The organism is Halorubrum sp. BV1, assembly GCF_000746205.1.
GTDB lineage: Archaea > Halobacteriota > Halobacteria > Halobacteriales > Haloferacaceae > Halorubrum.
This window is the reverse complement of sequence record NZ_JQKV01000002.1, coordinates 436,952-459,795: the sequence shown is the minus strand read 5'-3', so window position 1 is coordinate 459,795 and position 22,844 is coordinate 436,952. Positions and strand designations below refer to the sequence as shown.

Sequence of the window (22,844 nt, the reverse complement as noted above, 5' to 3'; positions counted from 1 at the left end):
CGACGTGAACGGCGTTCGCGTCGCCTATCAGCGCCCGGAGAGAACCGCGTCGCGGCCGCCGTCCGCCACGGCCGGCAGCGCGACCACGGCGACGACCGCGGCTGTCGTCGCGACGAGCGTGACGAGAAGCGAGTCCGCGAGCGCGTACGCGCCGACCCAGAGCGCGCCGGTGACCGCCAGCGCGGGGACGACGATCCGGACCGGGACCGGGGGCTCGTCCCCGTCGACGAACCGCCAGCCGACCCCGCCGCCGACGCCGGTGGCGATCCCGATCCCCGCCTCGACGACCTCGCCGGTGTGGCCGGCGGTGACGGCGAGACCGGCGGCGACGACGGAGAGCGCCGCGGCGGACAGGAACGCCGGCGTCGGATCGAGCGCGGTCGTCGGGTCGTGGGACGCAGTTCCCCCGTCGGAACGGAACCGAGGGTCGCCGGCGAGCCGGAGTCCGCCGGCGACGACGCCCGCGCCCACAGCGACGCCAACGACCACGTCCGCGAGGTAGTGCACCTCGATGACGACGCGCGAGGCCGCGACCGACGCCGCGACGACGCCCGCGCCGAGGAGCCGTCGGCGATGCGTCCAGACGCGGTCGTACAAAAGCGCCAGCGCGCCGTACGCCGCCGCTCCGCCGGTTGCGTGACCGCTCGGAAAGCCGAATCCGTCGGAGAGAACCTGCGCTCTGAACCATCCGCCGAGCACGTCGGGGAGCCAGGTCGGCACATTGGCCGGAGGCATCGCGCCCGGCGGTCGCGGGGCCGCGAACCACGCCTTGCCGACCGCGACGACGGCGTACGCGCAGGTGACGACCGCGATCGCCGTCGCGCCGGCGCGGCGCGGCGAGCCCGCGACCCTCTCGTCCGCGAACCAGTAGCCGAGCGCGAGCAGGGCGAAAAGGAACCACGGGTCCGCGAGGTGGGTGACGGCGGCGAAGACGACGACCACGAACTCCGGGAGCGCGTCGACGACGGCGGTCTCTCCGACGCCGCGTTCGGCCGGGACGAGTCCGGTCACGCCTCGATCACCGTTCGGCTGACAGCCCCCGCCGTCATTTCCGGTCGCGTGCGTACTCAAGCGCTTTTCCGGGCGTCTCAAGCACGTTCAGGCCGATGCCGACGATGATAAAGAGGGTGTACAGCCCGAGCGTCGACAGCCCGAGGATCACCATGGCGGCGATGGCGTAGAGGCCATCGAGCAACGCGAACGCCCCGAGCGTCAGCACCGTTCCGTACAGCAACACGAGGTATGGTCCCCAACCGCGGGCGTGCCCGCGACGCATCCGGCTGCGAACGTACCGTTTCAGCTCGGCTTCGACCGCGGGTTTGTCGACGGTTCGGTCCTCGACGTCGTCCTCGAACTCGTCGAACTCCGCACGGAGCTCGCTGAGTTCCTCTCGCAGCGCCGCGACGTCCGGGGCCCCACGCGGGCGCTCCTCGTCGCCGGCACCGGCTGCACCGTCCGACTCGCCGTTCATACTCGGGGGTCGGTCGCGGGCGTGTTGTAACTGCCGGTCCGCACCGTGGCGGGCCGGGAGCCCACCGCGGTCCGGTCGACGGGATCTCCGCGGGGCCACTCCGGGGCGATCGCGGGCGGCGAGCACGACGTTGACCACGCCACCGAGGACGACGACGACGGCGGCGAGGTACAGCCACGTGACGAGAAGCAGGACGCCGCCGATGACGCCGTACACCTGGTACTGGCCGGCGCTCGCGGCGTACACCTGAAAGCCGGCCTGCAGGAGCGTCCAGCCGACCGCGGCGAACACCGCACCGGGCAGTGCCTCTCGAACCGACACCGAGGGTTCCGGAAGCAGGTAGTACAGGGGGAGGAACACGACCGCGAGCACCGTCGGGAGCGCGAGGAGGCTCGCCGCCTCCACCGCCGGGACCGCGTCCGCGGCCGCGACGAACGCGCCGACGGCGACCATCGTCCCGATGCCGACGCCGACGGCGACCGCGACCGCGACCGCGTCCACAACTTGCTCCGGGAGGGAGGGGCGTTTCTCGACGCCGTACAGCGTGCCGAACGCGGTGTCGAGCCCGCGGAACACCTTCAGCGTCGACCAGAGCAGGACGGCGAGTCCCAGCACGCCGGCTCCGGTCCGGCCGCCGGCCGACGAGACCGCCGCGGCGACCGCGCCCTGTCCGGCCGGTGTGAGGAACTCTCCCGTCGCTGCGACGACCCGGGCGGCGATCGTCTCGCCGAACACCGCGCTCGCGACGACGACGAGCAACAGCAGCGCGGGGATAAGCGAGACGAACGCGTAGTAGGCGATCGCGGCGGCGAGGAACGTCACCTGCCGGTCGATCGCGACGTCGGCGACGCGGCGAACGGTATCGACTGCGGCGGTCGCGTGGCGGGACACACGGGGTGATTCGGGCGATCGCGACAAAAACGAGAGGGTCTCAGTGGGACGAGAGACGACTCAGTCGCCCGCGTCGTCGCCGAGGATCGCCTCGCGCATCTCGGGGATCGACGCCGTGGTCTTGACCGCCGTGCCGCGGTAGTGGGCGCGGCTCGCTTCGTGACCGGCCGCACGCAGGTGCGCGACGAACTCGTCCATGCCGATCGCGGGCTCGCCCCACTGCTTGTACAGCCGGTGTTGGTCGTAGTGCGTCGGCGTCTCGATCTCGGTCGCGACCGTGTCGAGCAGCTTTCGAGCGCGCTTCGCCTCGCCCATGTCGTCCGTGACGCGGTCGCGGACCGCGCGAGCGAACTCTGCGTCGGCGACGGAACCGAGCCAGATCGGGCCGGCCGTGAGCACGCGGTCGCTCCCGCAGACCGGGCAGGCGTCGGCGGGGTCGGCGATCAGTCCCGCTGTCGGCTCGCGCCAGAGGCAGTCCTCGCAGTGATCGACGTAGCCGAGTTCGTCGACGCAGGCGTCCGCCGCCCGCGCGCCGGACTCCAGTTCGAGGTACGTCCGAGCGTAGTGACGCGAGACGTGCGAGACGATCGGTGTCGCCGCCTTGTCGTAGCGCGCTGCGGTCCGGACGAGCGCCGAGATCAGCGTCCGGAGCCCCATCTCGGGGTGGTAGTCGGTGTTTCGGGGGACGGCCCCGTACTTGCGGATCCCGCTCTGCAGGTGCGCGCCACAGAGCGGCGCGGTGTCCGTGGCCGTGACGCAGATCAGGTTCCGGCCGTTCGCGAACGCCGCGTCGGCGAAGGGGATCGGCGTTCCGTACGGGTCCAGATCGACGACGTCGAACGGCCCGTCGTCGTACAGCAGGGCGTTCACGTCGCGCCGGACGGTCGCTCCGTCGAGGCCGTTGTCGGCGAGGTTCTCGGCCGCGAGGGCGACCGCGTCGGGGTCGACGTCGGCGCAGGTCACGTCGTACCCTTCTGCGGCGGCGCGGACGCCACGGATCCCGGAGGCCGCCATCGCGTCGAGGTACGAGGCGGCGCGCGGCTCGCGGTCGCGATACGCGCGAAGCGCCGCGACGGTGATGTCGCGGTTCAGCTCCTGTGTGGGGTTGAAGAAGACACCGCCGCCGGTCCCCTCGCTCGCCCCGTCGCGCGCTTCCGGAACGGAGACGGTGACGCCGCCCTCCTCTATGTCCATGCTCCGCGTTCGCCCATCCGGCACAAAAGGACCGCGCTCCGCGAGCGGCGATCGGCGGAATCTAGACTCTGGCCTCGGTCGCGGCGTCGACACAGAAGCACGGTCATTTTACCCCGTCAGCGCGGATGACGCATATATGACCCCCAACACGTCGAAGCGGCGGGTGGATATCGAGGAACGCCGACAGCCGAGAGCGACGGCCCGGGACGCCGGTACGGTGGGGTGGTGACGATGGCGAGTCCCGCCCGCGTGGACGCGCTCACGGATATCGCGTACGGCGCGCTGATCGTGTTGTCCATCGTGCTCATCGCGACGTTCGAACCCAACGACGTCGGCGTCGCGTTCGGTATCGGTGTGTTCGCGTCCTACGTCGTCCACGTCGTCTGGAAGATGGCACGGTTCGATCCCGACTGGATGACCCGCGAGGTCGCAGATCAGGTCGGTAAGGAAGTGGAGAAGACCGTCGGTGACACGGTCAACAGGGAAGTGGAGAAGACCGTCGGTGACACCGTCGACAAAGAAGTGACCGGTAAAGTCGAGGAGACGGTGGAAAAGACCGTCGGCGAGAAGGTAGAAGAAACGGTCGAGGAGACGGTGGAAAAGACCGTCGGCGAATCGGTCGAGAAGACGGTCGAGGAGACGGTCGGAGAAACGGTGGAAAAGACCGTCGGCGAGAAGGTAGAAGAAACGGTCGGTGAGAAGGTCGAGGAGACGGTGGAAAAGACCGTCGGCGAATCGGTCGAGAAGACGGTCGAGGAAACGGTCGGCGAGAAGGTAGAAGAGACCGTCGGTGAGAAAGTCGAGGAGACGGTGGAGAAGACGGTCGAGGAGACAGTCGGCGAGAAAGTCGAAGAAACGGTCGAAGAAACGGTCGAAGAAACCGTAGAAAGCGCCACCGCGGAAGATGAGACGGACGACGCGGAGAGCGAAGACGAGGATGACGACAGCGAGACGCCCGGCGACGCGGCGGAGGACAGCTCACGGTAAGACGGCGGGCGCTCCGTGAACAGACGCGGGAACCGGCGGGACGAACATCGCGCGTTTCCGCAGGAGCGATCGGGAGGCGGTCACGGGTCGACGCGCGAGATCCACGCCGACGGGTCGTCGATCTCGGCAGCGCTCGGAAGGGCCTCGGGGCCGTCCCAGACGGAGCTTGCGGCCTCGATTCCGCGGGCGTCGGCGACGTGTGTGAAAAACGCCGCGCCGCGCTCGTACTGTCGGCGTTTGAGTCCGAGACCGAGCAGGCGTCGCGCGAGCCGCTGTACCGGGCCGCCGCCTCCGCGCCGGGCGTCGAGCTTCCGGCGCAGGTCGGCGTACTCGCCGTCGAACGCGCGGTCCATGAGCACCTCCGCGTACCCCTCGACCGCGGTCATCGCGGTCTGTAGCTCCGCAAACGCGGCCGGGTCGAACCCGCCGGCTGAGAGGCCGTCGACGCCGCGCTCGACCCGAGATTCGAGGTACTCGGGGAGCCACGGTGCCGCGCCGAACTCCGCCGCGTGCGTCACCTCGTGGAAAGCGATCCACCGCCTGAACCGAGGAAATTCGACGTCGAGCGTCGCCGCGACGCGGACGATGTTCGGGTGGACGAAGTACAGTCCGTGGTCGGCGTCGGGCTCGTCGGCGAGCAACAGTGGATCGTACTGGCCGAGCACGTTTCGCGCGAGGAACCCGAGCGCGAACGCCATCGAGCCGGTGTTGGCGATCCGAGAGAGGTCACGCACCGGCTCCCACGTCCCGCCGACCGCGGAGGCGTCCCCGAGTGCGGGGGCAAACTGCCCACCGGAGCCCCCCGTCTCTCGATAGGGTGCGTCCGAATCGGTCGCCTTCGAACCGGTCGCGGCCGCCTCGATCGGAGCCATCACCCGCCGAAAAGTGTCCGCGCTCGCGTCGATCCAGTGGTGGCGGTTCTGTACCTCGATCGTCTCCGGCACGTCGAAGTCGATCCCGGCGACGTCGCGGAGGCGCGCGTTCGCGTCGCGAACGTCGGTCGCGTAGCCCTCTCGATCCGCGCCGGTGAGCGCGAGCGACCCGGGATCGGTGCTCGTCTTCGCGGCCGCGGCGGCCCGGTCCCAATCGGCGACGCCGGAACCGGACGCCTCGGAGACGACCCGGGCGCTGCGGAGGATGTCCATGCCTATCAGAGGTGGACCCGATTCAAATCCCTTGTGGCGGTGTCGTCGAGTGCCGAGGGAGACACCGAATGCGGACGCTGTCACCGGTTCGAGCGGCGGATCCGGCGATTTATTGTTTGTGCCGCGACAGCCACACTCATGAACCAGCCACAGCGGGCGTTCCTCGACGACCTGCTCGCGACCGCCAGTCCGTCCGGTTTCGAGACGGCGAGCCAGCGCGTCTGGACCGAATACGTCCGCAAGTTCGCAGACGAGGTGTCGACCGACGCGTACGGCAACGCGGTCGCCGTCCACGAGGGAGACCCCGAGGCACCGACGTTCGCGTTCACCGGCCACGCCGACGAGATCGGATTCATCGTTCGAGACGTCCTCGACGACGGCTACCTCCGGATCGGTCGGATCGGGGGGTCAGACCGCACCGTCTCGAAGGGACAACACGTCACCGTCCACGCCGACGACCCCGTCAACGGCGTGATCGGACAGACCGCGATCCACCTCCGTGACACCGGTAACGAAGAACACGAGGACATCGCCGGGCAGTTCGTCGACATCGGCGCGGCCGACGCCGACGAGGCTCGCGAGCACGTCGAGATCGGCGACCCCGTCACGTTCTCGACCGCCGCGGCGGAGCTGGCCGGCGACCGGATCGCCGCGCGGGGGATCGACAACCGAACCGGGACGTGGGCGGCCGCAGAGGGCCTCCGTCGCGCCGCCGCTGCCGAGGTGGCTCCGACCGTCTACGCCGTGTCCACGGTTCAAGAGGAGGTCGGACTGCAGGGCGCGCGGATGGTCGGCGTCGACCTCGACGATGTGGACGCGTTCGTCGCAGTGGACGTCACCCACGCCACCGACACTCCGGATGTCGACCGCGAGCACCGAGGTCCGGTCGAACTCGGAGCCGGACCGGTGGTGAGCCGCGGGAGCGCGAACCACCCCGCGCTCGTCGACCTCGCCACGACCGCCGCGACCGACGCCGACATCGACGTGCAACTGCAGGCGGCCGGCACGCGGACCGGCACCGACGCGGACGCGTTCTACACCGCCCGCGGTGGCGTCCCGTCGCTCACCGTCTCGATCCCGAACCGCTACATGCACACGCCGGTCGAGGTGATAGACACCGGTGACCTCGACGCGGTCGCAGACCTCCTCGCCGCGATCGCTGCCGGCGCACCCGACGCGACGCCGCTCGCCGTCGACGTGTGAGCGGTCCGGCGACGGCGCGTGAGCGCCGGTCTCTGTCACGGTAAACTGGGGCACGGAAGCGGCGAAACGGAACTGTTTTACAATCTCCTTTCGTACCGACGAATGCGTAGGAGACGCGCGCTCTGGTGGTGTAGTCCGGCCAATCATATCACCCTCTCACGGTGATGACCTGGGTTCAAATCCCAGCCGGAGCATTCTCGTTCCGTTCTCAATCCTAACGACAGTTTTCGCAGCCGACGGTCCGACAGGCGCGAAGGATTTTGAGTTCCTTCCAGTCGTGCTTTTCCTTTCTGTCGTGCTTTCCCTTTCTGTCGTGCTTTTCCTTTCCGTCGTACTTCGTTCGTCAGTCGCACCAGATCGGTTAGTGTCGGCCGACGCCTACGGCGTGTATGGATGCGCTCGCGACGTTTCTCGCCCCGCTTCGCCCGGAGCCGAGCGCCGCCGCGACGACGTGCGAACCGACCGGATCGATCTATTCGGCGGAGCCGCTGAGTCTCGTCGTGTTCGCGCTCGTCGGGCTGCTCGGCGGGGCTCACTGCATCGGCATGTGCGGCCCGCTCGTCACGACGTACGCCGACCGCATGCGCGGCGACGCCGACCGTCCCGGCACCGGGTCGCGCGCGGATCGTCTCACGGTTCGACAGGTGCGCCAGCACGCCCTGTTCAACCTCGGTCGGACGACGAGCTACGCCGCCATCGGCGGGCTGTTCGGCCTCGCGGGGAGCGTGGCGTTCGTCAGCGCGCGGACGGTCACGACGGTCGCGGACGACGTGCACGCGCTCACCGGGATTCTCGTCGGCGGCGCAATCATCGCTATCGGGGTCAGATACGCGCTACGGCTGCAACTGCACGCGCTGCCGGTTCCCGGCCTCTCGTCGGCGACGAATGTCGTCACCGACCGACTCGTTCCGCACGTCGACGCGTGGGTCGGCGGCTGGCGGATCGTCGGCCTCGGCGCTGCCCACGGACTCCTCCCGTGTCCGCTTCTGTACCCGGCGTTCCTGTACGCGTTCGTGCAGGGGAGTGCCGTCGGTGGCGCGGCCGCGCTCGCCGCACTCGGCGCTGGAACGGTGCCGGCGATGTTCCTCTTTGGAACCGTGTTCCAGTCCGTGGGCGTCGAGACGCGGATGCGGCTCCACCGAGTGCTCGGGGTCGCCTTCGTCGCACTCGGGTATATCCCGCTTCAACACGGGCTCGCGACGATCGGCGTTCCGCTTCCTCACCCACCGATCCCCTACTACTCGCCGCTCTGATCCGGCACGTTCGACGGACGCACCAGACGCGTTATGTCCGGACGGCGCCTGCGATCGGGTATGGAACGCCGGAGGCTGCTCGGGAGCGTCGGCGCGCTGACTGCGGCGGCGACCGCCGGATGCACGGCGCGGCTGTTCGGAGACGATCCAGAAGATGTCGTCCTCGATCCACAGGAGGACCAGATCGCCGACAGCGAGGATCTCGCGTATCCCGCGTACGGCCAACCGCTCCCCTCGTTCGAACTTACCGACCCGATCGCCGACGTCACGATCGACAGCGAGGCGCTCGACCGGACCGCGCTCGTGACGGGCGTGTTCACCTCCTGTCCCGTCGAGTGTAGCATCCTTCTCCGTCGACTGGTCGGCGTCCAACACCGGATCGCGGAGGCGGGACTCACCGACGAGACGCTCTTCCTCCCGATCACGTTCGATCCCGAACGCGACGACGAGGCGCAACTGCGGCGCAACGCCGAGGCGATCGGCGTCGACCTCGCGGCCGGCAACTGGCACTACCTCCGCCCGGAGAGTCGAGAGCGCGCGAAGACGGTTGTCCAAGAGCGGCTGGGAATCGGCTTCGAGCGGACGACAGAGCGGTCGCGGATCGAGGGATACGACTTCACTCACCTCGTCGTGACGCTGCTCGTGAATCCCGACGGCGTCGTCGAGCGGGCGTATCGCGGCGAGCGGATCGACCGCGAGCGCGTCGCGGACGACGTCAGCTCCGTCGTCGAAGCGTTCGCCGATCGCTGACGTCACCCGCCGATCGCAATCGCCATTTATCGATCGCGATCGCCATCTATCGTACTCCACCGCCGATCACCACCAACCACCGCCGATCACCACCGACCACCGCCGATCGCCGCCCGGTCGTTCCCATGCCTAGCTGTCACATGAGGGCAACACACATACCGGTCGCTGTCTCACGGCCGGTATGAACGTCGACGTGGTGGTGTACGACGGCTTCGACGAACTCGACGGGATCGGCCCGTACGAGGTGTTCGATCACGCGTTCGCGGTCGACGCGGCCGATGCAGGCCGCGTCCGATACGTGACGCTCGGCGAGCGCGAGACGGTGACGGCGAGCCACGGGACGCGCGTCGGGGTCGACGCCGCACTGCCGGAACCGACCGCGGCGAACGCCCCCGACCTGCTCGTCGTCCCCGGCGGCGGGTGGCGGGCGCGCGACGAGGAGGCGAGCGCGTGGGCCGAAGCGCAGCGGGGCGACCTGCCCGACGCGCTCGCCCGGTACCACGACGCTGACGTGACTATCGCCTCGGTCTGTACCGGATCGATGCTGTTGGCCGAGGCGGGCGTCACCGACGGACGCCGGGCCGTTACGCACGCGTCGGCGCTCGACGAACTCCGCGAGTCAGGCGCCCGGGTCGTCGACGCGCGGGTCGTCGACGACGGCGACCTGATCACCGCGGGCGGGATCACCGCCGGGATCGACCTCGCGTTGTACCTCGTCGAACGGGAACTCGGGGCGTCGACTGCAGAGCGCGTGGCGACCGTGCTCGAATACGACCGACGGGGAGAGGTCACCGGCCCGGTGTAGGCGAGCGCGTCGAGGACGCGGGAAATTCGAAGACCCCCGCAAACGCCCGGCCCGTCAGCCGCCGCCGTCGTCGGGGAGCGGTGCCGCGTCGCTCGGGCTCTCGCCCGCCTCGTTGCTCGTCGTGCCGCCGTCGGCGTCCACGGTGATGACGGTGCAGTCCAGTTCGCTGCGGAGGAACGAGTCGATGTCGGGGTCCGAGAGCAGCTTCTGGACCATGCGCCGCCAGCGACCCGCCTGCTTCGAACCGATAACGACGACGTCCGCGCCCTCGGCGACGATCTCTTCGAGGATGGTCTCCTCGACGAGGAAGCCGCGGCGGACCACGTACCGCGCGCGGTCCAGTCGGCCCAGTCGCTCTTCGACCGCGCGCTTGAGGTCGCTGCGCGAGACGCCCCCCGAGTTCTGGTACAGATCCACGTGGAGGACCGTGAGTTCGGCGTCGCGCTCTTCCGCGACGCGGACGGCCTCCCGTAGTGTCGCCTCCGAGTGAGACGACGGTGGGTATCGAACGGGGACCACGACGAGGGTCATGCGTGAAACGTTACACACCGGGGATAAATACGCTGTCGGTAACGTTAAAAGGTAAAGTGGCTCCCTCTCGGAGAGACGGGCATGGCCGACGAGGAGATCGACGACGTGGACACGGCGATCCTGTACGCGCTTCAGGAAGACGCGCGGAACATGTCGTCAGGCGACATCGCGGAGCGGACCGGCACCTCGGACAGCACCGTTCGCAAGCGGATTCAACGGCTCGAATCCGACGGTGTAATCAAGGGATACAGCGCGAGCGTCGACTATCAGAAATCGGGATATCCGCTCAGAATGCTGCTCTACTGTACCGCGTCGATCGTGGAGCGCGGTGGCCTGATCGACGACATTCTATCCATCGACGGCGTCGTCTCGGTCCAGGAGCTGGTCACCGGCGAACAGAACCTCCTCGTGACTGCGGTCGGCGAGACGGACAGCGACATCACGCCCGTCGCACAGGCGCTCATCGACATGGACCTCACCGTCGCCGACGAGGTGCTCGTGCGAACCCACGAGACGACCCCGTTCGGGAAGTTCGACTCCGGGGACCACACTGAGGGCGGTTCTCAGTCGGCCGAAGACACTCCGTAGTGTGTCGACGGCACCCGTAGTCGGCCGAAGACACTCCGTCGTCCGTCGACGACGCCTCCTTTTCAGTCGGACATAACACCGACTCACCGTCCGAGACACCGCCTTCCCAGTGAGGTGACCGCGACAGCCCCCGCGACACAGCCGCAAAAACATAATGTTCTATAATGGGAAAATTGCGAACAGTTTGTGAATACAAACAGATTTAATACGTGTTCTGTTATTAGAAGCAAGTAGACGCGACCAGAATAGGATTCAGTTCCCGTCTCGCTCACAGGCGCTGGTCGTCCGATGGGCTACACGATGTCAGGACACAGTTCGAAGCCGACGGTCGGAGCACTTCCGGACACGACGGCGGAGTCGTCGCTCGTGCCCGTCGCACTAACGTGGCTCGTGTGGTCGCTGTTCGCCGCGAGCGTCGCCGTCCTCGTCGCTCGCGTTCGAATCGAGGGCGCGTGGGGGGTTCCCGGCGTGGTCGCCGTCGACGGCCTGACGGCCCTGATGTGGGTCGTCGTCACCTTCTTCAGCGGGATCGTCCACAGCTACTCGCGCCGCTACATGGCCGGAAGCGCCCACGAGACGGGCTTTTTCCTCGGGGTGTTCGGATTCACGGCCGCCGTGATGGCGCTCGTGGCCGCAGACCACCTCGCCCTGTTCGCCGGCCTGTGGCTGGCGATGGGGCTCGTGATGGCGAACCTCATCGGCACCCTCGACGGCTGGAATCAGGCGCGGGCCGCCGCGCGCGTCGCCCGGCGGTACTTCCTCGCCAGCAGCGCGCTGCTCGGTGTCGCGCTGACGGCGCTGTGGTGGGCGACCAGCGCGACCTCGGTATCGGGCGTCGCCGCTGCCGCCGACGGCCTCGGGGGGCCGGCGTGGCTCGTCGCCGTGACCGCGCTCCTCCTCGCCGCGATGATTCAGTCCGCGCTCGTCCCGTTCCACCGGTGGCTGCTCTCCTCGATGACGGCTCCGACCCCCGCCTCGGCCCTGATGCACGCCGGGTTCGTCAACGCGGGCGGGATCCTGCTCCTCCGCTTCGCGCCGGTCGTGACCGTCGACGCCACGTTCATGCTCGCTGTCGTGGCCGTCGGCGCGACGAGCGCCCTGCTCGGAAAGCTGCTCAAATCCGTTCAGGCAGCGGCCAAGAGCGAGCTGGGCTGCTCGACGGTCGGACAGATGGGATTCATGATCATGCAGGCCGGCCTCGGCTTCTTCGGTGCGGCCGTCACACACCTCGTTCTGCACGGATTCTACAAGGCGTACCACTTTCTCAGCGCGGGCGGACAGGTCGAACACACCAGTGCGGCCGAGGGAGACACCCGCGAGACGAGTCTCGCGGGCACCGCGGTCGTCCTTGCGACCGGCGTCGCGGGCGGCGCGCTGTTCGCAGTCCTCACCGGCAAGGGAATGAGCGTCGACAGCGGCCTCCTGCTCGTGGTGTTCGTCGTGCTCACGACGCTCCACGCGGCTCGCAGCGCCGTCACGCACACCTCCCTCTCCGCGAACGCCCGCTACGGCGCGGTTCCGCTCGTCTTTCTCCCGGCCATCGCCGTCTACGCGCTCGTCTACGAGGCGATCTCGGGCGTCCTGTCGGGGCTTCCGGTCGTCGCATCTCCGACCCAACTGAGCGCCGCGCACGCGCTCGTCGCGGCCGTCTTCCTCGCCGTCTACGTCGCGATAGAGACCGGCGTCCACGAGCGGAGCCAGCGCCTCTACGTCGCGCTGTTGAACGCGAGCCAGCCCGTCTCGAGTACCGTCTTGACCGCCACGGAGGACTACGATGAGCACTGACCACACGATAGCAGATCGTATCGACAAAGCAGCAGCCACCGTCGGACCGACGTGGCCGATTCACTCGTTCGTGACGGCCAACCCGCTGTCCGGCTTCGAGGACGTGCCGTTCGGGGAGGCCGTCACGCAGGCGTCTGCCCTCTTCGGCGGCCGCGGGTACCCGAGTCCCGAGACGTTCCGGGCGGCCCTCGATCACGGACAGATAGATCCCGAGGCCCTCCGGGCGGAACTCGCAGAGCGCGGCTACGACGCCGACCCCGAAACCCTCCTAGACCGGCTTGAAACCGGGGCTCACGCGGAGCGTCCGGACGCCGACGCCGGCGCGGAGCGCTCGGACGCCGACCGGGTCGACCGCGTGCTGACGAAGTGGCTGTCGGCGTTCCTCGACGAGGGACAGGCGAAGTGGTCGATGCCGAACCGCGAGGACGGGTTCTACAGCGCCTTCCGCTCGGTGGCCGCGATCGACGGACGGGTTCCGGACGGCGAGCGCATCGCGGAGCTTCCGGCGTCGCCGATCGACGCCATCGACGCCGTGCTCGACGCCCACCCCGAGAGCCAGTTCGTCCCCATCTTCGAAGAACAGCTCGCCGCGCTCCCCGGCTGGACCGGTCTGATCAAACAACGCGCGGCCGACGGCGGCGCGTGGCAGTCCGCGCATCCGATCACGCTCGAAGGGTATCTCGCGGCCCGGCTCGCGCTGCTTTGCGCTTTCGATGTCGACATCGAGCCGTCGGTCGGTTCAGACGACCCCGAGCCCCGGCCGGACGACGCGCTCGCAGACGCGTTCTTGAGCGCGTGGGAGGCGACGTACCGCGACGACCTCGTCGCTCGCGTCGCGGACGCGAGCGAGGCTCGCGCCGCCGACGAAGTCGTCGCAGAGAGCGACGCGGACGGTCGTCCCGACGCGCAACTCGTCTTCTGTATCGACACGCGTTCGGAGATACTCCGCCGTCACGTCGAGGCGACCGGCGAGTACGAGACGCACGGGTACGCCGGCTTCTTCGGCGTTCCCGTCGAGTATCGGGAGTACGGCTCCGACGTGGCTGTCGACGCCTGTCCACCCATCCTCGACCCGCAACACCGGGTTTCCGAGGTCCCGGTCGACAGGGACACGCAGACGACCCACGACCGCCTCTCGAACCTCCGAGAGGCCGCGAGCGAGGTGATCGAGACGCTGAAGACGAACCCCGCCACCGCGTTCGGCTTCGTCGAGAGCGCCGGCAGCGGGTACGGGCTCGCGCTCGCGGCCCGCACGCTCGTCCCCGGTCGCGTCCGCGACGTCATCGAAACCGCGGACGACGCGACGCCCGACAGCCACGAGTTCTGCGACCAACTCGTCGACCATCAGCACACCTACGCCGGCGACCTGCCCGTGGGACTGACCCGCGACGAGAAGGTCGAGTACGCCGCCACCGCCTTTGAACTGATGGGCTGGGAGGCGTTCGGTCGGCTCGTCGTCTTCACGGGTCACGCGAGCGAGACGGCGAACAACCCGTACGGTTCGAGCCTCGACTGCGGCGCCTGCGCCGGCAACCCCGGCGGTCCGAACGCCCGCATCCTCGCGGCGATCTGCAACGACGAGGCCGTCAGGGCAGACCTCCGTGACCGCGGGTTCGATATCCCCGACGACACGGTCTTTCTGGCCGGTCAACACAACACGACGACGGACGAGGTGGAACTCTTCGACGACGGCGTCCCCGAGAGCCACGCCGACGACCTCGACCGGCTCCGTGCGGACCTCGCGACCGCCCGGGAGAACGCGGCGGCCGAACGCCTCGAATCGATGGGCGCGGACGGCTCACAGAGCGTCGCCGAAGCCGAACGCCGCGCCGCCGACTGGGCCGAGACGCGTCCGGAATGGGGGCTCGCCGGCAACGCCGGGTTCGTCGTCGGCCCGCGCGACCTGACGAGCGGCCTCGACCTCGACGGTCGCGCCTTCCTCCACTCGTACGACTGGTCGACGGACCCCGACGGCGACGCGCTCGAAGCGATCCTCACGGGGCCGATGGTCGTCACCCAGTGGATCAACGCCCAGTACTACTTCTCGACGGTCGATAACGCCGTCTACGGCGGCGGGTCGAAGGTGACGCAGAACCCGGTCGGAAACGTCGGCGTGTATCAGGGCAACGGCGGCGACCTGATGACCGGACTCCCCTCGCAGTCGCTTTTCGCCGCCGACGACACGCCGTACCACCAGCCGCTCCGCCTCTCGACCGTGATCCACGCGCCCGTCGACCGCGTCACCGACGTCTTGGCCGCCCACGAGGAACTGACCGAACTCCTCGACAACGACTGGCTCTCGGTGACCGTCGTCGACCCGACGCAGGACCACCGCGCGTTCCACTATGAGGAGGAACTGGAGTGGACAGCGGCGCCCGACGCGGTCGACACGGAGGCGGCGACGCCGACTGTGCCCGCCGTCGCGGACGACTAGGCACGGACGGCGTCAACAGACTCAGGGTTCGCAGTCGGTCACGGATCGGCCGGAAGGAGCGTCCGCCCTCCCCGAAATTGAAACGCGCGAGACTCTCTACTGTCGTCTCGCTGTTTTCCGCTCGCTTCGCTCGCGGGGACGGGAGACAAGTCGATCTATAGCTGTCGCGGATCGGTCGGAAAGAACGTCTGCCCTCCCCGAATTGAAGCGGGCGAGACGCCCTTCGGGCGACTCGCTGCCTCTCGTTCGCTCCGCTCACGGAAGCGGGGGACAAGTCGATCGGCAGCCGATTCGTCACCGGCCTCAGAGAACGTCCGCCCTCCCCGAATTGAACGGGGGACAAGTCGATCTACAGTCGACTGCTCTACCAGGCTGAGCTAAGGGCGGTCACTGAATCGTAGCCGCCGGATCCAACTTAAGGGTTCTCTTTCGCCCCCGGTGTGGGCAGTCGTACCGCGGTCCGATCCGACGACGGAACGGTCTTCGATTTCACCGACGAACCGCCGACGCCTCCGCGCGGTTTTTAAGTCGCTCGCGCCGGGAGCGGGCGTATGGCCGACGGCGACGACAGACAGGCGACGTTCGGGTCGGACGGCAGCTTGGAGACCGACACGACGCCCGACGCGACCGGCGAGAACGACTTCGGCGAGCCGAAAGAGCCGAACGAGACCGACGGTGGCTACAACCGCTACGCCGTCTCCAGCCTCCTCCAGAAGGCCGTGAGACGCTCCGACGAGGAGGTCGCCGCGTGGGCCGCGTGGGAGCTTTCGCGCTCAGGCTACGCGTGGAACCTCTGGGACCGCCTGACGCTGTACATCGTCGAGGACCTCCGCGCCGGCAGCGAGGTCGCGCTCACCATCCAGCGCTACGAGGAACTCGCCACCGAGCGGTGGGAGCCCGCCGAGTGGAAAGGGCGACTCTGTGCGATCCACGCCGCGCTCGCCGCCGCGCGCGCGCAGTCGACCCGCGAGGGACCGAACGCAGACGAGTATTTTCGGGCCGTCGCCGATCGCCGCGCCGAGGCCCGTGAACGCGGCGAGGAGCCCGCTCACGACTTCCCGGTCGGCGACCTCGAACCGGGCGGCGAGTTCGACGCGGTCTTCGACGGCCACACCGGCGAGGGGTCGCGACTCGGCCGCGGCACGGAGTTTTTCAAGACGCGCGGCGCGCGGGTGGGACCGGAAGGCGAAGGCGAACACAGCGCTCGGTGGCAGCGGCTCGCCATGCTGCTCGACGAGGACCACGACTACACCGAAGCGGAGCTCGACCGGGCCGTCGAGCCGGTCGACCCGGACGATCCGTGGGCCGAACCCGAGACCATCGGCGGCGACGCCGATCGCGCGGACGAGAGCGGCGAGGGCGACACCACCGAGGGCGACACCCCCGACGGCGACCCCCACGGCTCGCTGTCAGACTTCTCCGAGTGAACTGAACTCGCCGCGACCGCCCGCCAGACACGACTCGTGGTTCACGGGTCCCGAACTCCGACGGGCGCGAACGCCGCGGCGACCACGAGCGCGACGAGCGCGGGGACGGGGCCGAACCCGGGCGTCGCGCCGTCGGTCGCGGCACCGCCGTCCGGGGGATCAGAATCGGTCCCGCCGGTTTCGACGTTCCCCTCGGCTTCGTCCGTCGCGCTCGGTTCCGGCGTCGTTCGTTCGACTGCCTCACCGACCGCCGCCGGCGCGTCGACGACGCCGTGTCCGTACCGGTCGTCGGGGGCGGTCGCGTTCGCGGGATGGATCGCGGTCTCGACGATCGCGGCCTGCAACGTCGCGTCGTCGACTCGTCCGTCGGTCGCGGCGACCGCGAGCGCGGCGACGCCGGCGACGTGTGGAGCCGCCATGCTCGTTCCCTGCCGCTGGACGTAGGTGGCGGTCGTGTTCGCCTCGGCGCTGACGACGCCGACGCCCGGTGCCGTCACGTCCGGGACGACGTACCGGTCCGGCCAATCGTCCGGATACGTCTCGAAGGCCGCGGTCGCGTTGACCGACTCCCCGCTGGAGAACGGCGGCACCTCTCGGTCGCGGTTGACCGCGCCGACCGCGAGAGCGTCGTGGACGTTACCGGGGCTCGTAGAGGTGTTCTCGCCCTCGTTTCCGGCGGCCACGACGACGATCGCGCCCGCGGCGCGGGCGTTCCGCACCGGGGCGACGAACTCGCGGAACGCGCCCGGCGCGCCGAGGCTCATCTGGAGCACGTCGGCGTCGCCGTCCGTCGTCGCGTACTCCATGGCCGCGATCACGCCCGCAAACGTCGCCGTCTCGTTCTCGGCGAACACGTCGATCGCGTGGAGTTCGGCCGCCGGAGCGACGCCGATGTGTGTCCCCGACGCGTTTCCGCCCGCGACCGTGCCGGCGACGTGAGTTCCGTGGCCGTCCGAGTCGCCCGCGTCCGCGAGGTCGTCGCTCACGAGCGCACCCTGCTGATCGAACGCCGCCCATCCGTCCAGATCGATGTCCTGATGCCGGGAGTCGGCACCGGTGTCGATGACGGCCACCGTCGCGCCCGCGCCGCGGGTTCCGAACCGCTCCCACGCGGCGGGGACGTCGATCTGTCGGAGCCCCGCTGTGGTCCGGCCGCTGGGGTCTGCTGTGATCTGGGCGGGGGCGGCGGTGCGCGGCCGAGGTGTGGTGGAAGATCCGCTCGGTGCCGACGACGCGCCGCCGACCGGTTCGATCTCGACGTTCTCGTGGACCGCGGTGACGTTCTGGACCGACAGCAGCGCGCTCGCGGACACGGCGTCTGTATCGACCGTTACGACCATCGCGTTCGCCAGCCACAGTTTGCGTTCGACCGTGACCCCCTCGCGTGCGGCGGCGAACTCCGCGAACGCGCCCTGTTCGGCGGCCGCGTGTTCGCGGAGGTCGTCGACCACGGCGTCGCGGTGATCCTCGGACGTGGCGGCCGTCCCGGACGTGTTAGCCATCTCAGACGTGGCGGTCGTAGCAGACGTGCCGTCGGCGTCGACCGCGCCGAGGTCGGCGGGAGTCTCGATCGGCGTGAACCGGACCACGACCTCCACCGTACCGTTCGCGTCGTCGAGCGGCGTGGCGGTGTTTGTGTGGTCGAGCGGCGTGGCGGTCACGCCCGCGACGCCGACGGCGGCGGCTCCCGACGTGAGCGCGACGAGGAGCACGCCGGCGAGGAGCGCGATGCAGATCGCTGTGACGGCCGCTCTGACGGCGGTGAGCCGGCGGTGAGTCCCCACCGAATCCGCCGACTTCGCGCCTCGCCAATTGCCCATAGTCGACCCGCAGAGAGGGTACGACAAATAGCTTCGGCTCGCCCGGTCAACGCGCAGGGTCGAATCTCTCCCCCGTGTGTGGCCGCTTCCGCCAACTCTTATTGACGCGCGAGCGATAAGTTGCCTATGGTAGACGTCGCAATCGTCGGCGGTGGACCGGCAGGTCTCAGTGCGGGACTGTTTGCGGGCAAGAACGGCCTCGACACCCTCTTGTTCGACACCGACGGCACATGGATGCACAAAGCACATCTGTTCAATTATCTCGGCGTCGGATCCGTCGGGGGGAGCGAGTTCATGGCGACCGCCCGACAGCAGGTCGACGACTTCGGCGTCGACCGACACCAGGGCGAGGAAGTCACGGACGTCGCGGCGTCGGACGACGGGTTCACCGTGACGACAGACGACGGCGAGTACGACGCCGACTACGTCGTGTTAGCCACCGGCGCGAACCGCGACCTCGCGGAGTCGCTCGGCTGCGAGTTCGACGGCGACCTCGTCGCCGTCGGCGTCTCGATGGAGACGAGCGTCGAGGGCGCGTACGCGACCGGCGCGATGGTCCGCGCGGAGGAGTGGCAGGCGGTCATCTCGGCCGGCGACGGCGCGGCCGCCGCGCTCAACATTCTCTCGGCCGAGAAGGGCGAGCACTACCACGACTTCGACGTCCCAGACACCGCGAGTTCGGTGTTCGGCGGCCTCATCGACGACGAGTAGCGACCGGTCTGACTGCCGTCGTTTTCAGTCCGCCGAGTCTGGCTGTCCCACCGGCTTCGGGGCGTCGCCGGCCTCGATCGCGCGCCGCGTCGCCTCGTCGAGTTCGACGAGGTGACAGAGCGGGTTCCCCGGGTAGACGACCGGGTTCTCCAAGAGCCCGATGAGCAGTCCGGTGAACGGCGCTTCGACGCCGACGGCGTCTTCCTTGAACGGGTTTGTGATCGTCGCGATCCGCTCGCCCTCGCGGACGAGCGATCCGCTCTCGAAGTGCGTGTCGACGATACCGCCGGAGTCGGCGCGCAGCCACGTCTTCTCGCCCGCGCCGGCGACGATCGTCCGCCATCCGGGCCAGCGCACCGTGTCGGCGTCGAGCAGTTCGTACTCCGCGAACACCGACCGGACGCCGGCGAGCGCGTCGTCTATCAGCCCGCGCTGGAACCGGTGCGCCTCGCCCATCTCTATCGTGATCGTGGGGATATCGTCGTCGGTCGCCTCGCCCCGGAGCGTGCCGCTCGGGCCGTCGCTGTCGATGATCACGTTCGACCCGAACGCCATCGCGAGGCGGTGGACGCCCTTCTCGGTCATGTCCCCGCGGACGTGGAGCATGTTGGTCCGACCGCGGGTGGAGGTGTGGAAGTCGAGCCCGAAATCGCAGGGCGCGATGAAGTTCTCGTAGATCTGGTGGGCCATTCGCTTCGAACTTGTCGACCCCTCCTTCCCGGGGAACGAGCGGTTCAGATCGCGGTCGTAGACGGGGAGGTAGCGCTGCTGGGCGATGAAACCGGGAACGTTGAGTACTGGGAGACAGACGAGGGTGCCGGCGAGAGAAGAGAGGTCCCACTCGTGGGCGACCTCGCGGACGACCTCGATGCCGTTGAGTTCGTCGCCGTGGGCGGCCGCGGTGAGGAAGACGGTCGGGCCGTCGCGCTCGCCGTTGACGATCGTCACGGGGATCCGAACCGGGTCGCCGAGGTACGTCTCGCTGATTCCGTAGCGGATGTTCTGCGTCTCGCCGGGCGGCACCGCGCCGCCGTTGTACGTGAACACCCGGTCGTCGCTCATGTCAGAGCGGAGCAGTGGGCGGGGTATATATATGGCGACCGAGTGAGCCGCGGGAGACGGCACGTCGATCGGCGCGCCTTTTAGGTCGGCCCTCACAGCCACACGCATGAGTTCGGATTCGGTACGGGTGGGAGTGCTGTCGTTACACAACAGCAAGGAGACGAAGGCGATCTGCAACGCGGTCGAGGATCTGGGCCACGAGCCGGTGTGGCTCCGCGAGGAGAACGCCGCGATAAGCGTCGAGGACGGCGATGTCTCGGTTGAACCCGCCGTCGACGTCATCGCCAACCGCCTGCTGTTGTCGAACACCGATCAGCCCGCGGAGCTTCTGGGGCTCGCGACGACCTTCGAGCGGATCCGGCCGATGCTCAACGAGCCGGACGCGGTGCTCGCCGCGATCCACAAGTTCGCGACGGCCGCGACGCTCGCCGACTGGAACATCCGCGTGCCGGACGCCTTACTCGCGCTCTCGAACGAACGGCTCAATCAGGGCCGCGAGCGCTTCGGCGACGTTGGCGTGTACAAGACCGCTATCGGCACCCACGGCGGCGGGACGTGGAAGGTCGATCTTACGGAACGAGTGAATCCCAAGGTGGGGAACCGACAGGCGTTCCTCCAGAAGCTCATCGACCGCGACGACGCACAGCACCGCGACTTGCGCGTGTACATCGTCGGCGACGAGATCGTCGGCTCGATGTACCGCTACGCGCCCGAGGGCGACTGGCGCACGAACGTCGCGCTCGGCGGCGCGGTCGAGGACGCGACCGACGATATGCCGGAGGAAGCCGCAGAGACCGCCCTCTACGCGGCCGAAGTGATGGACCTCGACTACGCCGGCGTCGACCTCGTCGAGGGATACGACGGCTGGTACGTCCTCGAAGTCAATCCGACGGCCGGGTTCAAGGGACTGTATGAGGCGACGGGCACGAGCCCCGCGCCGCACATCGCGAGGCTCGCGATCGAGACGGTCGGCGGCGAGGTCGACGACGACGCAGTCGACCGGATCGCCGCGACGCTCGACGACTCGCGTCCCTCCTGTGCGCCGGTCCCGAAGACGACGAGCTCCGAACAGCCCGACATCGGCTACATCGAGGAGGTCGTCGTAACGGGCACCTCGGGATCGACGCAGGCGCTCGCGAAGTCGGACACGGGCGCGACACGGACCAGCATCGATACCCAGCTTGCCGCCGAGATCGGCGCAGGCCCGATAAAGAGCATGACGCGCGTAAAATCAGGGAGCATGAAGGGCGGAAAGGCGCGTCCGGTCGTCGATCTCGTCATCGGCATCGGCGGGAACCAACACACCGTCACCGCGAGCGTCGAGGACCGCGGACACATGGAATACCCGCTGTTGTTGGGCCGCGACATCCTCAGCGACTACCGCGTCGACGTGCGCCGCCGCGCGGACGCCGACGAGGCGGAACGCGCCGAGGGCGGCGAGATACTCGAGGAGGAGTAGCGAGTGCGGCGTCGGACGCACGCGGACTCCGACGTACCGGTCACCGCGTCCGGTCACGACAGACCGATCGCCGCGTCCGGTCGCGTCAAAAGCCGACGTGCGACGTCGACGCCGGTCCGTCGTCCTCGTCCGCCGGCCCGTCGCGGACGTAGTCGTAGTCGTCGTCGGTGAGATCCACGGATCCGTCCTCGATGTCGTCGACTGGGACGAGCTCGCCGCCCGCTACGAACAGGCCGCCCAACTCGTCGAGTAGCGGTCTCGTCAACCGTCTGCGGTCCGGGTGTTCTTCGGTGTGCGGTCCGGCCGGCCTCCGCCGCTGGACCGATTCGCGTCGGTTCAGTTTTTTTCCACCTATCAGACCGGCAGCAGCGCCGCTCCGCCGGCGGCTGCGCGCTCCAGTTCCGGACCATACGCGATCACGATGTAGAGGAGAGACAGGAGGATGCTGTTGTACAGCGCGTGCATCAGGGCGACGACGACGAGGTTCCCAGTGTACTCGTACACCACGCCGAACAGGAGGCTCGGGAACACGAGGAGGCCGATCGCGATCGCCACGCCCGACGCGCCGCCGCCGGACAGCGAGATGACGTGCGCGGGGGCGAACACCGCGCTCGCGACGACGATGGCCGGGGCCGCCGGCAGCGACTCGCGCAGCCGGCTCTGGACGACGCCGCGGAAGAGGAACTCCTCGCAGGGGCCGACGACGAGGAACATCGCGAGGACGATCGCGGGGATGATGGCCGGGTTCTGCATCGCCACCGCCGCGCCCTGATTCTGCGCGGGCTCGACGCCCGAACTCGCCACGACCGCGGACAGCGTCAGCGCGACTGCGAACGTCGCCACCGCCCCGACGACGGCGATCACGAGCCCGAGGAGACTCGGGCGCTCGATCCCGAGGTACTCGACGATCCGCGCCCGGTCGAAGCCGCGGAGACGCAGGTACGCGAGACCTGTCCCGACGAACGCGACGTACTGTCCCACGACGAGCGAGAGCGCGAGCGAGACTCCGAGCGAGAAGCCGCCGACAAACTGGCCGACCGTCGCGAAGACGAGCGAGACGGCGACGTACGCGAGAACGCCGAGCACGCCGACGGCGACCGCGGAGCCGACCGTCCTCGCGAGCGAGTCGCCGCCGGTAGACGGGTCGCCGGCCGGAACGACGCGATCACTAGGTCTGGTTCGGTCGGTCGACGCAGTAGCGCCCGTCTCTGCCGCCTTCCCCGGCGAACCACCGTCTGTCGGTGGTCCGCCGTCTGTCGGGGAGCCGCCGTCCGGCGCACTCGCCGGCGAGCCGCCGGGATCGTCGCTGGAGGGATCGGTCATTGCCG

20 protein-coding genes and 2 tRNA genes are annotated in these 22,844 nt (G+C 68.9%); 12 read left to right on the top strand and 10 right to left on the bottom strand.

Translation table 11 applies throughout. The features are described from left to right. Window positions 1-27: 27 nt before the first annotated feature. Genes EP28_RS06905 through EP28_RS06895 form a run of 3 tightly spaced genes read right to left on the bottom strand, consistent with a single transcriptional unit; the run spans window position 28 to window position 3,556 of the window. The gene (locus tag EP28_RS06905) at window positions 28-1,011 is read right to left on the bottom strand and encodes a phosphatase PAP2 family protein (RefSeq protein ID WP_049983259.1); all 984 of its coding nucleotides are present in this window, start codon (window positions 1,009-1,011) and stop codon (window positions 28-30) included. A 34-nt stretch (window positions 1,012-1,045) separates the two neighbouring features. Continuing rightward, window positions 1,046-2,362: a YihY/virulence factor BrkB family protein gene (locus EP28_RS06900; RefSeq protein WP_049983258.1), complete on the bottom strand. Its 1,317-nt coding sequence runs from the start codon at window positions 2,360-2,362 to the stop codon at window positions 1,046-1,048. A 60-nt stretch (window positions 2,363-2,422) separates the two neighbouring features. Next, window positions 2,423-3,556, bottom strand: coding sequence for a tRNA (guanine(26)-N(2))-dimethyltransferase (locus EP28_RS06895; RefSeq protein WP_049983257.1), 1,134 nt, complete (start codon window positions 3,554-3,556; stop codon window positions 2,423-2,425). A 231-nt stretch (window positions 3,557-3,787) separates the two neighbouring features. Here EP28_RS06895 and EP28_RS06890 point away from each other — a divergent pair, with 231 nt between their 5' ends. Then, the gene (locus EP28_RS06890) at window positions 3,788-4,543 is read left to right on the top strand and encodes a hypothetical protein (RefSeq protein WP_049983256.1); all 756 of its coding nucleotides are present in this window, start codon (window positions 3,788-3,790) and stop codon (window positions 4,541-4,543) included. Window positions 4,544-4,623: 80 nt separating this feature from the next. Here the strand turns inward: EP28_RS06890 and EP28_RS06885 are convergent, their stop codons facing one another. Continuing rightward, on the bottom strand, window positions 4,624-5,688 hold the full coding sequence (locus EP28_RS06885) for a zinc-dependent metalloprotease (protein WP_049983255.1): 1,065 nt from the start codon (window positions 5,686-5,688) through the stop codon (window positions 4,624-4,626). Window positions 5,689-5,826: 138 nt separating this feature from the next. Between EP28_RS06885 and EP28_RS06880 the strand changes: the two genes are divergently transcribed. The 5 genes from EP28_RS06880 to EP28_RS06860 all read left to right on the top strand — a co-directional run bounded on the left by EP28_RS06880 (window position 5,827) and on the right by EP28_RS06860 (window position 9,699). Then, complete coding sequence (locus tag EP28_RS06880) at window positions 5,827-6,891, top strand: zinc-binding metallopeptidase family protein (protein WP_049983254.1); 1,065 nt, start codon at window positions 5,827-5,829, stop codon at window positions 6,889-6,891. Window positions 6,892-7,010: 119 nt separating this feature from the next. Beyond that, window positions 7,011-7,085: transfer RNA gene (locus EP28_RS06875), tRNA-Glu, on the top strand. A 195-nt stretch (window positions 7,086-7,280) separates the two neighbouring features. Next, entirely contained in the window at window positions 7,281-8,144 is an 864-nt protein-coding gene (locus EP28_RS06870) for a sulfite exporter TauE/SafE family protein (protein ID WP_049983253.1), read from the top strand. Between the two features lie 60 nt (window positions 8,145-8,204). Further along, window positions 8,205-8,894: an SCO family protein gene (locus EP28_RS06865; RefSeq protein ID WP_049983252.1), complete on the top strand. Its 690-nt coding sequence runs from the start codon at window positions 8,205-8,207 to the stop codon at window positions 8,892-8,894. 181 nt (window positions 8,895-9,075) lie between these two features. Then, window positions 9,076-9,699: a DJ-1/PfpI family protein gene (locus tag EP28_RS06860; RefSeq protein WP_049983251.1), complete on the top strand. Its 624-nt coding sequence runs from the start codon at window positions 9,076-9,078 to the stop codon at window positions 9,697-9,699. A 54-nt stretch (window positions 9,700-9,753) separates the two neighbouring features. On the opposite strand, the gene EP28_RS06855 is transcribed toward EP28_RS06860, so the two are convergent. Next, complete coding sequence (locus EP28_RS06855) at window positions 9,754-10,230, bottom strand: universal stress protein (RefSeq protein WP_049983250.1); 477 nt, start codon at window positions 10,228-10,230, stop codon at window positions 9,754-9,756. Between the two features lie 81 nt (window positions 10,231-10,311). On the opposite strand from EP28_RS06855, the gene EP28_RS06850 reads away from it, so the two are divergent. The 3 genes from EP28_RS06850 to EP28_RS06840 all read left to right on the top strand — a co-directional run bounded on the left by EP28_RS06850 (window position 10,312) and on the right by EP28_RS06840 (window position 15,037). After that, the gene (locus EP28_RS06850) at window positions 10,312-10,818 is read left to right on the top strand and encodes an Lrp/AsnC family transcriptional regulator (RefSeq protein WP_049983249.1); all 507 of its coding nucleotides are present in this window, start codon (window positions 10,312-10,314) and stop codon (window positions 10,816-10,818) included. 300 nt (window positions 10,819-11,118) lie between these two features. Then, window positions 11,119-12,603, top strand: coding sequence for a proton-conducting transporter transmembrane domain-containing protein (locus tag EP28_RS06845; protein ID WP_049983625.1), 1,485 nt, complete (start codon window positions 11,119-11,121; stop codon window positions 12,601-12,603). After that, complete coding sequence (locus EP28_RS06840) at window positions 12,593-15,037, top strand: DUF2309 domain-containing protein (protein WP_049983248.1); 2,445 nt, start codon at window positions 12,593-12,595, stop codon at window positions 15,035-15,037. Before EP28_RS06845 ends, EP28_RS06840 begins: the two co-directional genes overlap by 11 nt. A 313-nt stretch (window positions 15,038-15,350) precedes the next feature. On the opposite strand, the gene EP28_RS06835 is transcribed toward EP28_RS06840, so the two are convergent. Then, window positions 15,351-15,424: transfer RNA gene (locus EP28_RS06835), tRNA-Tyr, on the bottom strand. Window positions 15,425-15,588: 164 nt separating this feature from the next. Here EP28_RS06835 and EP28_RS06830 point away from each other — a divergent pair. Next, window positions 15,589-16,464 (top strand): hypothetical protein, encoded by an 876-nt coding sequence (locus tag EP28_RS06830; RefSeq protein ID WP_049983247.1) that lies wholly within the window; start codon window positions 15,589-15,591, stop codon window positions 16,462-16,464. Between the two features lie 41 nt (window positions 16,465-16,505). On the opposite strand, the gene EP28_RS06825 is transcribed toward EP28_RS06830, so the two are convergent. Then, window positions 16,506-18,284, bottom strand: coding sequence for a S8 family serine peptidase (locus tag EP28_RS06825; RefSeq protein ID WP_049983246.1), 1,779 nt, complete (start codon window positions 18,282-18,284; stop codon window positions 16,506-16,508). Between the two features lie 126 nt (window positions 18,285-18,410). Here EP28_RS06825 and EP28_RS06820 point away from each other — a divergent pair, with 126 nt between their 5' ends. Then, on the top strand, window positions 18,411-18,995 hold the full coding sequence (locus EP28_RS06820; RefSeq protein ID WP_049983245.1) for an NAD(P)/FAD-dependent oxidoreductase: 585 nt from the start codon (window positions 18,411-18,413) through the stop codon (window positions 18,993-18,995). A gap of 24 nt (window positions 18,996-19,019) precedes the next feature. Here EP28_RS06820 and EP28_RS06815 read toward each other — a convergent pair whose 3' ends face one another. Next, window positions 19,020-20,057, bottom strand: a complete 1,038-nt coding sequence (locus EP28_RS06815) for a succinylglutamate desuccinylase/aspartoacylase family protein (RefSeq protein WP_049983244.1) — start codon at window positions 20,055-20,057, stop codon at window positions 19,020-19,022. 106 nt (window positions 20,058-20,163) lie between these two features. On the opposite strand from EP28_RS06815, the gene EP28_RS06810 reads away from it, so the two are divergent. After that, entirely contained in the window at window positions 20,164-21,516 is a 1,353-nt protein-coding gene (locus EP28_RS06810; RefSeq protein WP_196219616.1) for a putative ATP-dependent zinc protease, read from the top strand. Window positions 21,517-21,601: 85 nt separating this feature from the next. Here EP28_RS06810 and EP28_RS06805 read toward each other — a convergent pair whose 3' ends face one another. Beyond that, window positions 21,602-21,781: a hypothetical protein gene (locus tag EP28_RS06805; protein ID WP_049983243.1), complete on the bottom strand. Its 180-nt coding sequence runs from the start codon at window positions 21,779-21,781 to the stop codon at window positions 21,602-21,604. A gap of 89 nt (window positions 21,782-21,870) precedes the next feature. Then, window positions 21,871-22,839, bottom strand: a complete 969-nt coding sequence (locus EP28_RS06800; RefSeq protein WP_049983242.1) for a CPBP family intramembrane glutamic endopeptidase — start codon at window positions 22,837-22,839, stop codon at window positions 21,871-21,873. Window positions 22,840-22,844: the final 5 nt, after the last annotated feature.

Coding starts and splice junctions, on each gene's coding strand:
- EP28_RS06825 (WP_049983246.1), bottom strand. CDS start 18,284: ATGGGCAATTGGCGAGGCGCGAAGTCGGCGGATTCGGTGGGGACTCAC.
- EP28_RS06830 (WP_049983247.1), top strand. CDS start 15,589: ATGGCCGACGGCGACGACAGACAGGCGACGTTCGGGTCGGACGGCAGC.
- EP28_RS06890 (WP_049983256.1), top strand. CDS start 3,788: ATGGCGAGTCCCGCCCGCGTGGACGCGCTCACGGATATCGCGTACGGC.
- EP28_RS06840 (WP_049983248.1), top strand. CDS start 12,593: ATGAGCACTGACCACACGATAGCAGATCGTATCGACAAAGCAGCAGCC.
- EP28_RS06810 (WP_196219616.1), top strand. CDS start 20,164: ATGAGTTCGGATTCGGTACGGGTGGGAGTGCTGTCGTTACACAACAGC.
- EP28_RS06800 (WP_049983242.1), bottom strand. CDS start 22,839: ATGACCGATCCCTCCAGCGACGATCCCGGCGGCTCGCCGGCGAGTGCG.
- EP28_RS06815 (WP_049983244.1), bottom strand. CDS start 20,057: ATGAGCGACGACCGGGTGTTCACGTACAACGGCGGCGCGGTGCCGCCC.
- EP28_RS06850 (WP_049983249.1), top strand. CDS start 10,312: ATGGCCGACGAGGAGATCGACGACGTGGACACGGCGATCCTGTACGCG.
- EP28_RS06865 (WP_049983252.1), top strand. CDS start 8,205: ATGGAACGCCGGAGGCTGCTCGGGAGCGTCGGCGCGCTGACTGCGGCG.
- EP28_RS06885 (WP_049983255.1), bottom strand. CDS start 5,688: ATGGACATCCTCCGCAGCGCCCGGGTCGTCTCCGAGGCGTCCGGTTCC.
- EP28_RS06855 (WP_049983250.1), bottom strand. CDS start 10,230: ATGACCCTCGTCGTGGTCCCCGTTCGATACCCACCGTCGTCTCACTCG.
- EP28_RS06820 (WP_049983245.1), top strand. CDS start 18,411: ATGGTAGACGTCGCAATCGTCGGCGGTGGACCGGCAGGTCTCAGTGCG.
- EP28_RS06860 (WP_049983251.1), top strand. CDS start 9,076: ATGAACGTCGACGTGGTGGTGTACGACGGCTTCGACGAACTCGACGGG.
- EP28_RS06880 (WP_049983254.1), top strand. CDS start 5,827: ATGAACCAGCCACAGCGGGCGTTCCTCGACGACCTGCTCGCGACCGCC.
- EP28_RS06870 (WP_049983253.1), top strand. CDS start 7,281: ATGGATGCGCTCGCGACGTTTCTCGCCCCGCTTCGCCCGGAGCCGAGC.
- EP28_RS06845 (WP_049983625.1), top strand. CDS start 11,119: ATGTCAGGACACAGTTCGAAGCCGACGGTCGGAGCACTTCCGGACACG.
- EP28_RS06895 (WP_049983257.1), bottom strand. CDS start 3,556: ATGGACATAGAGGAGGGCGGCGTCACCGTCTCCGTTCCGGAAGCGCGC.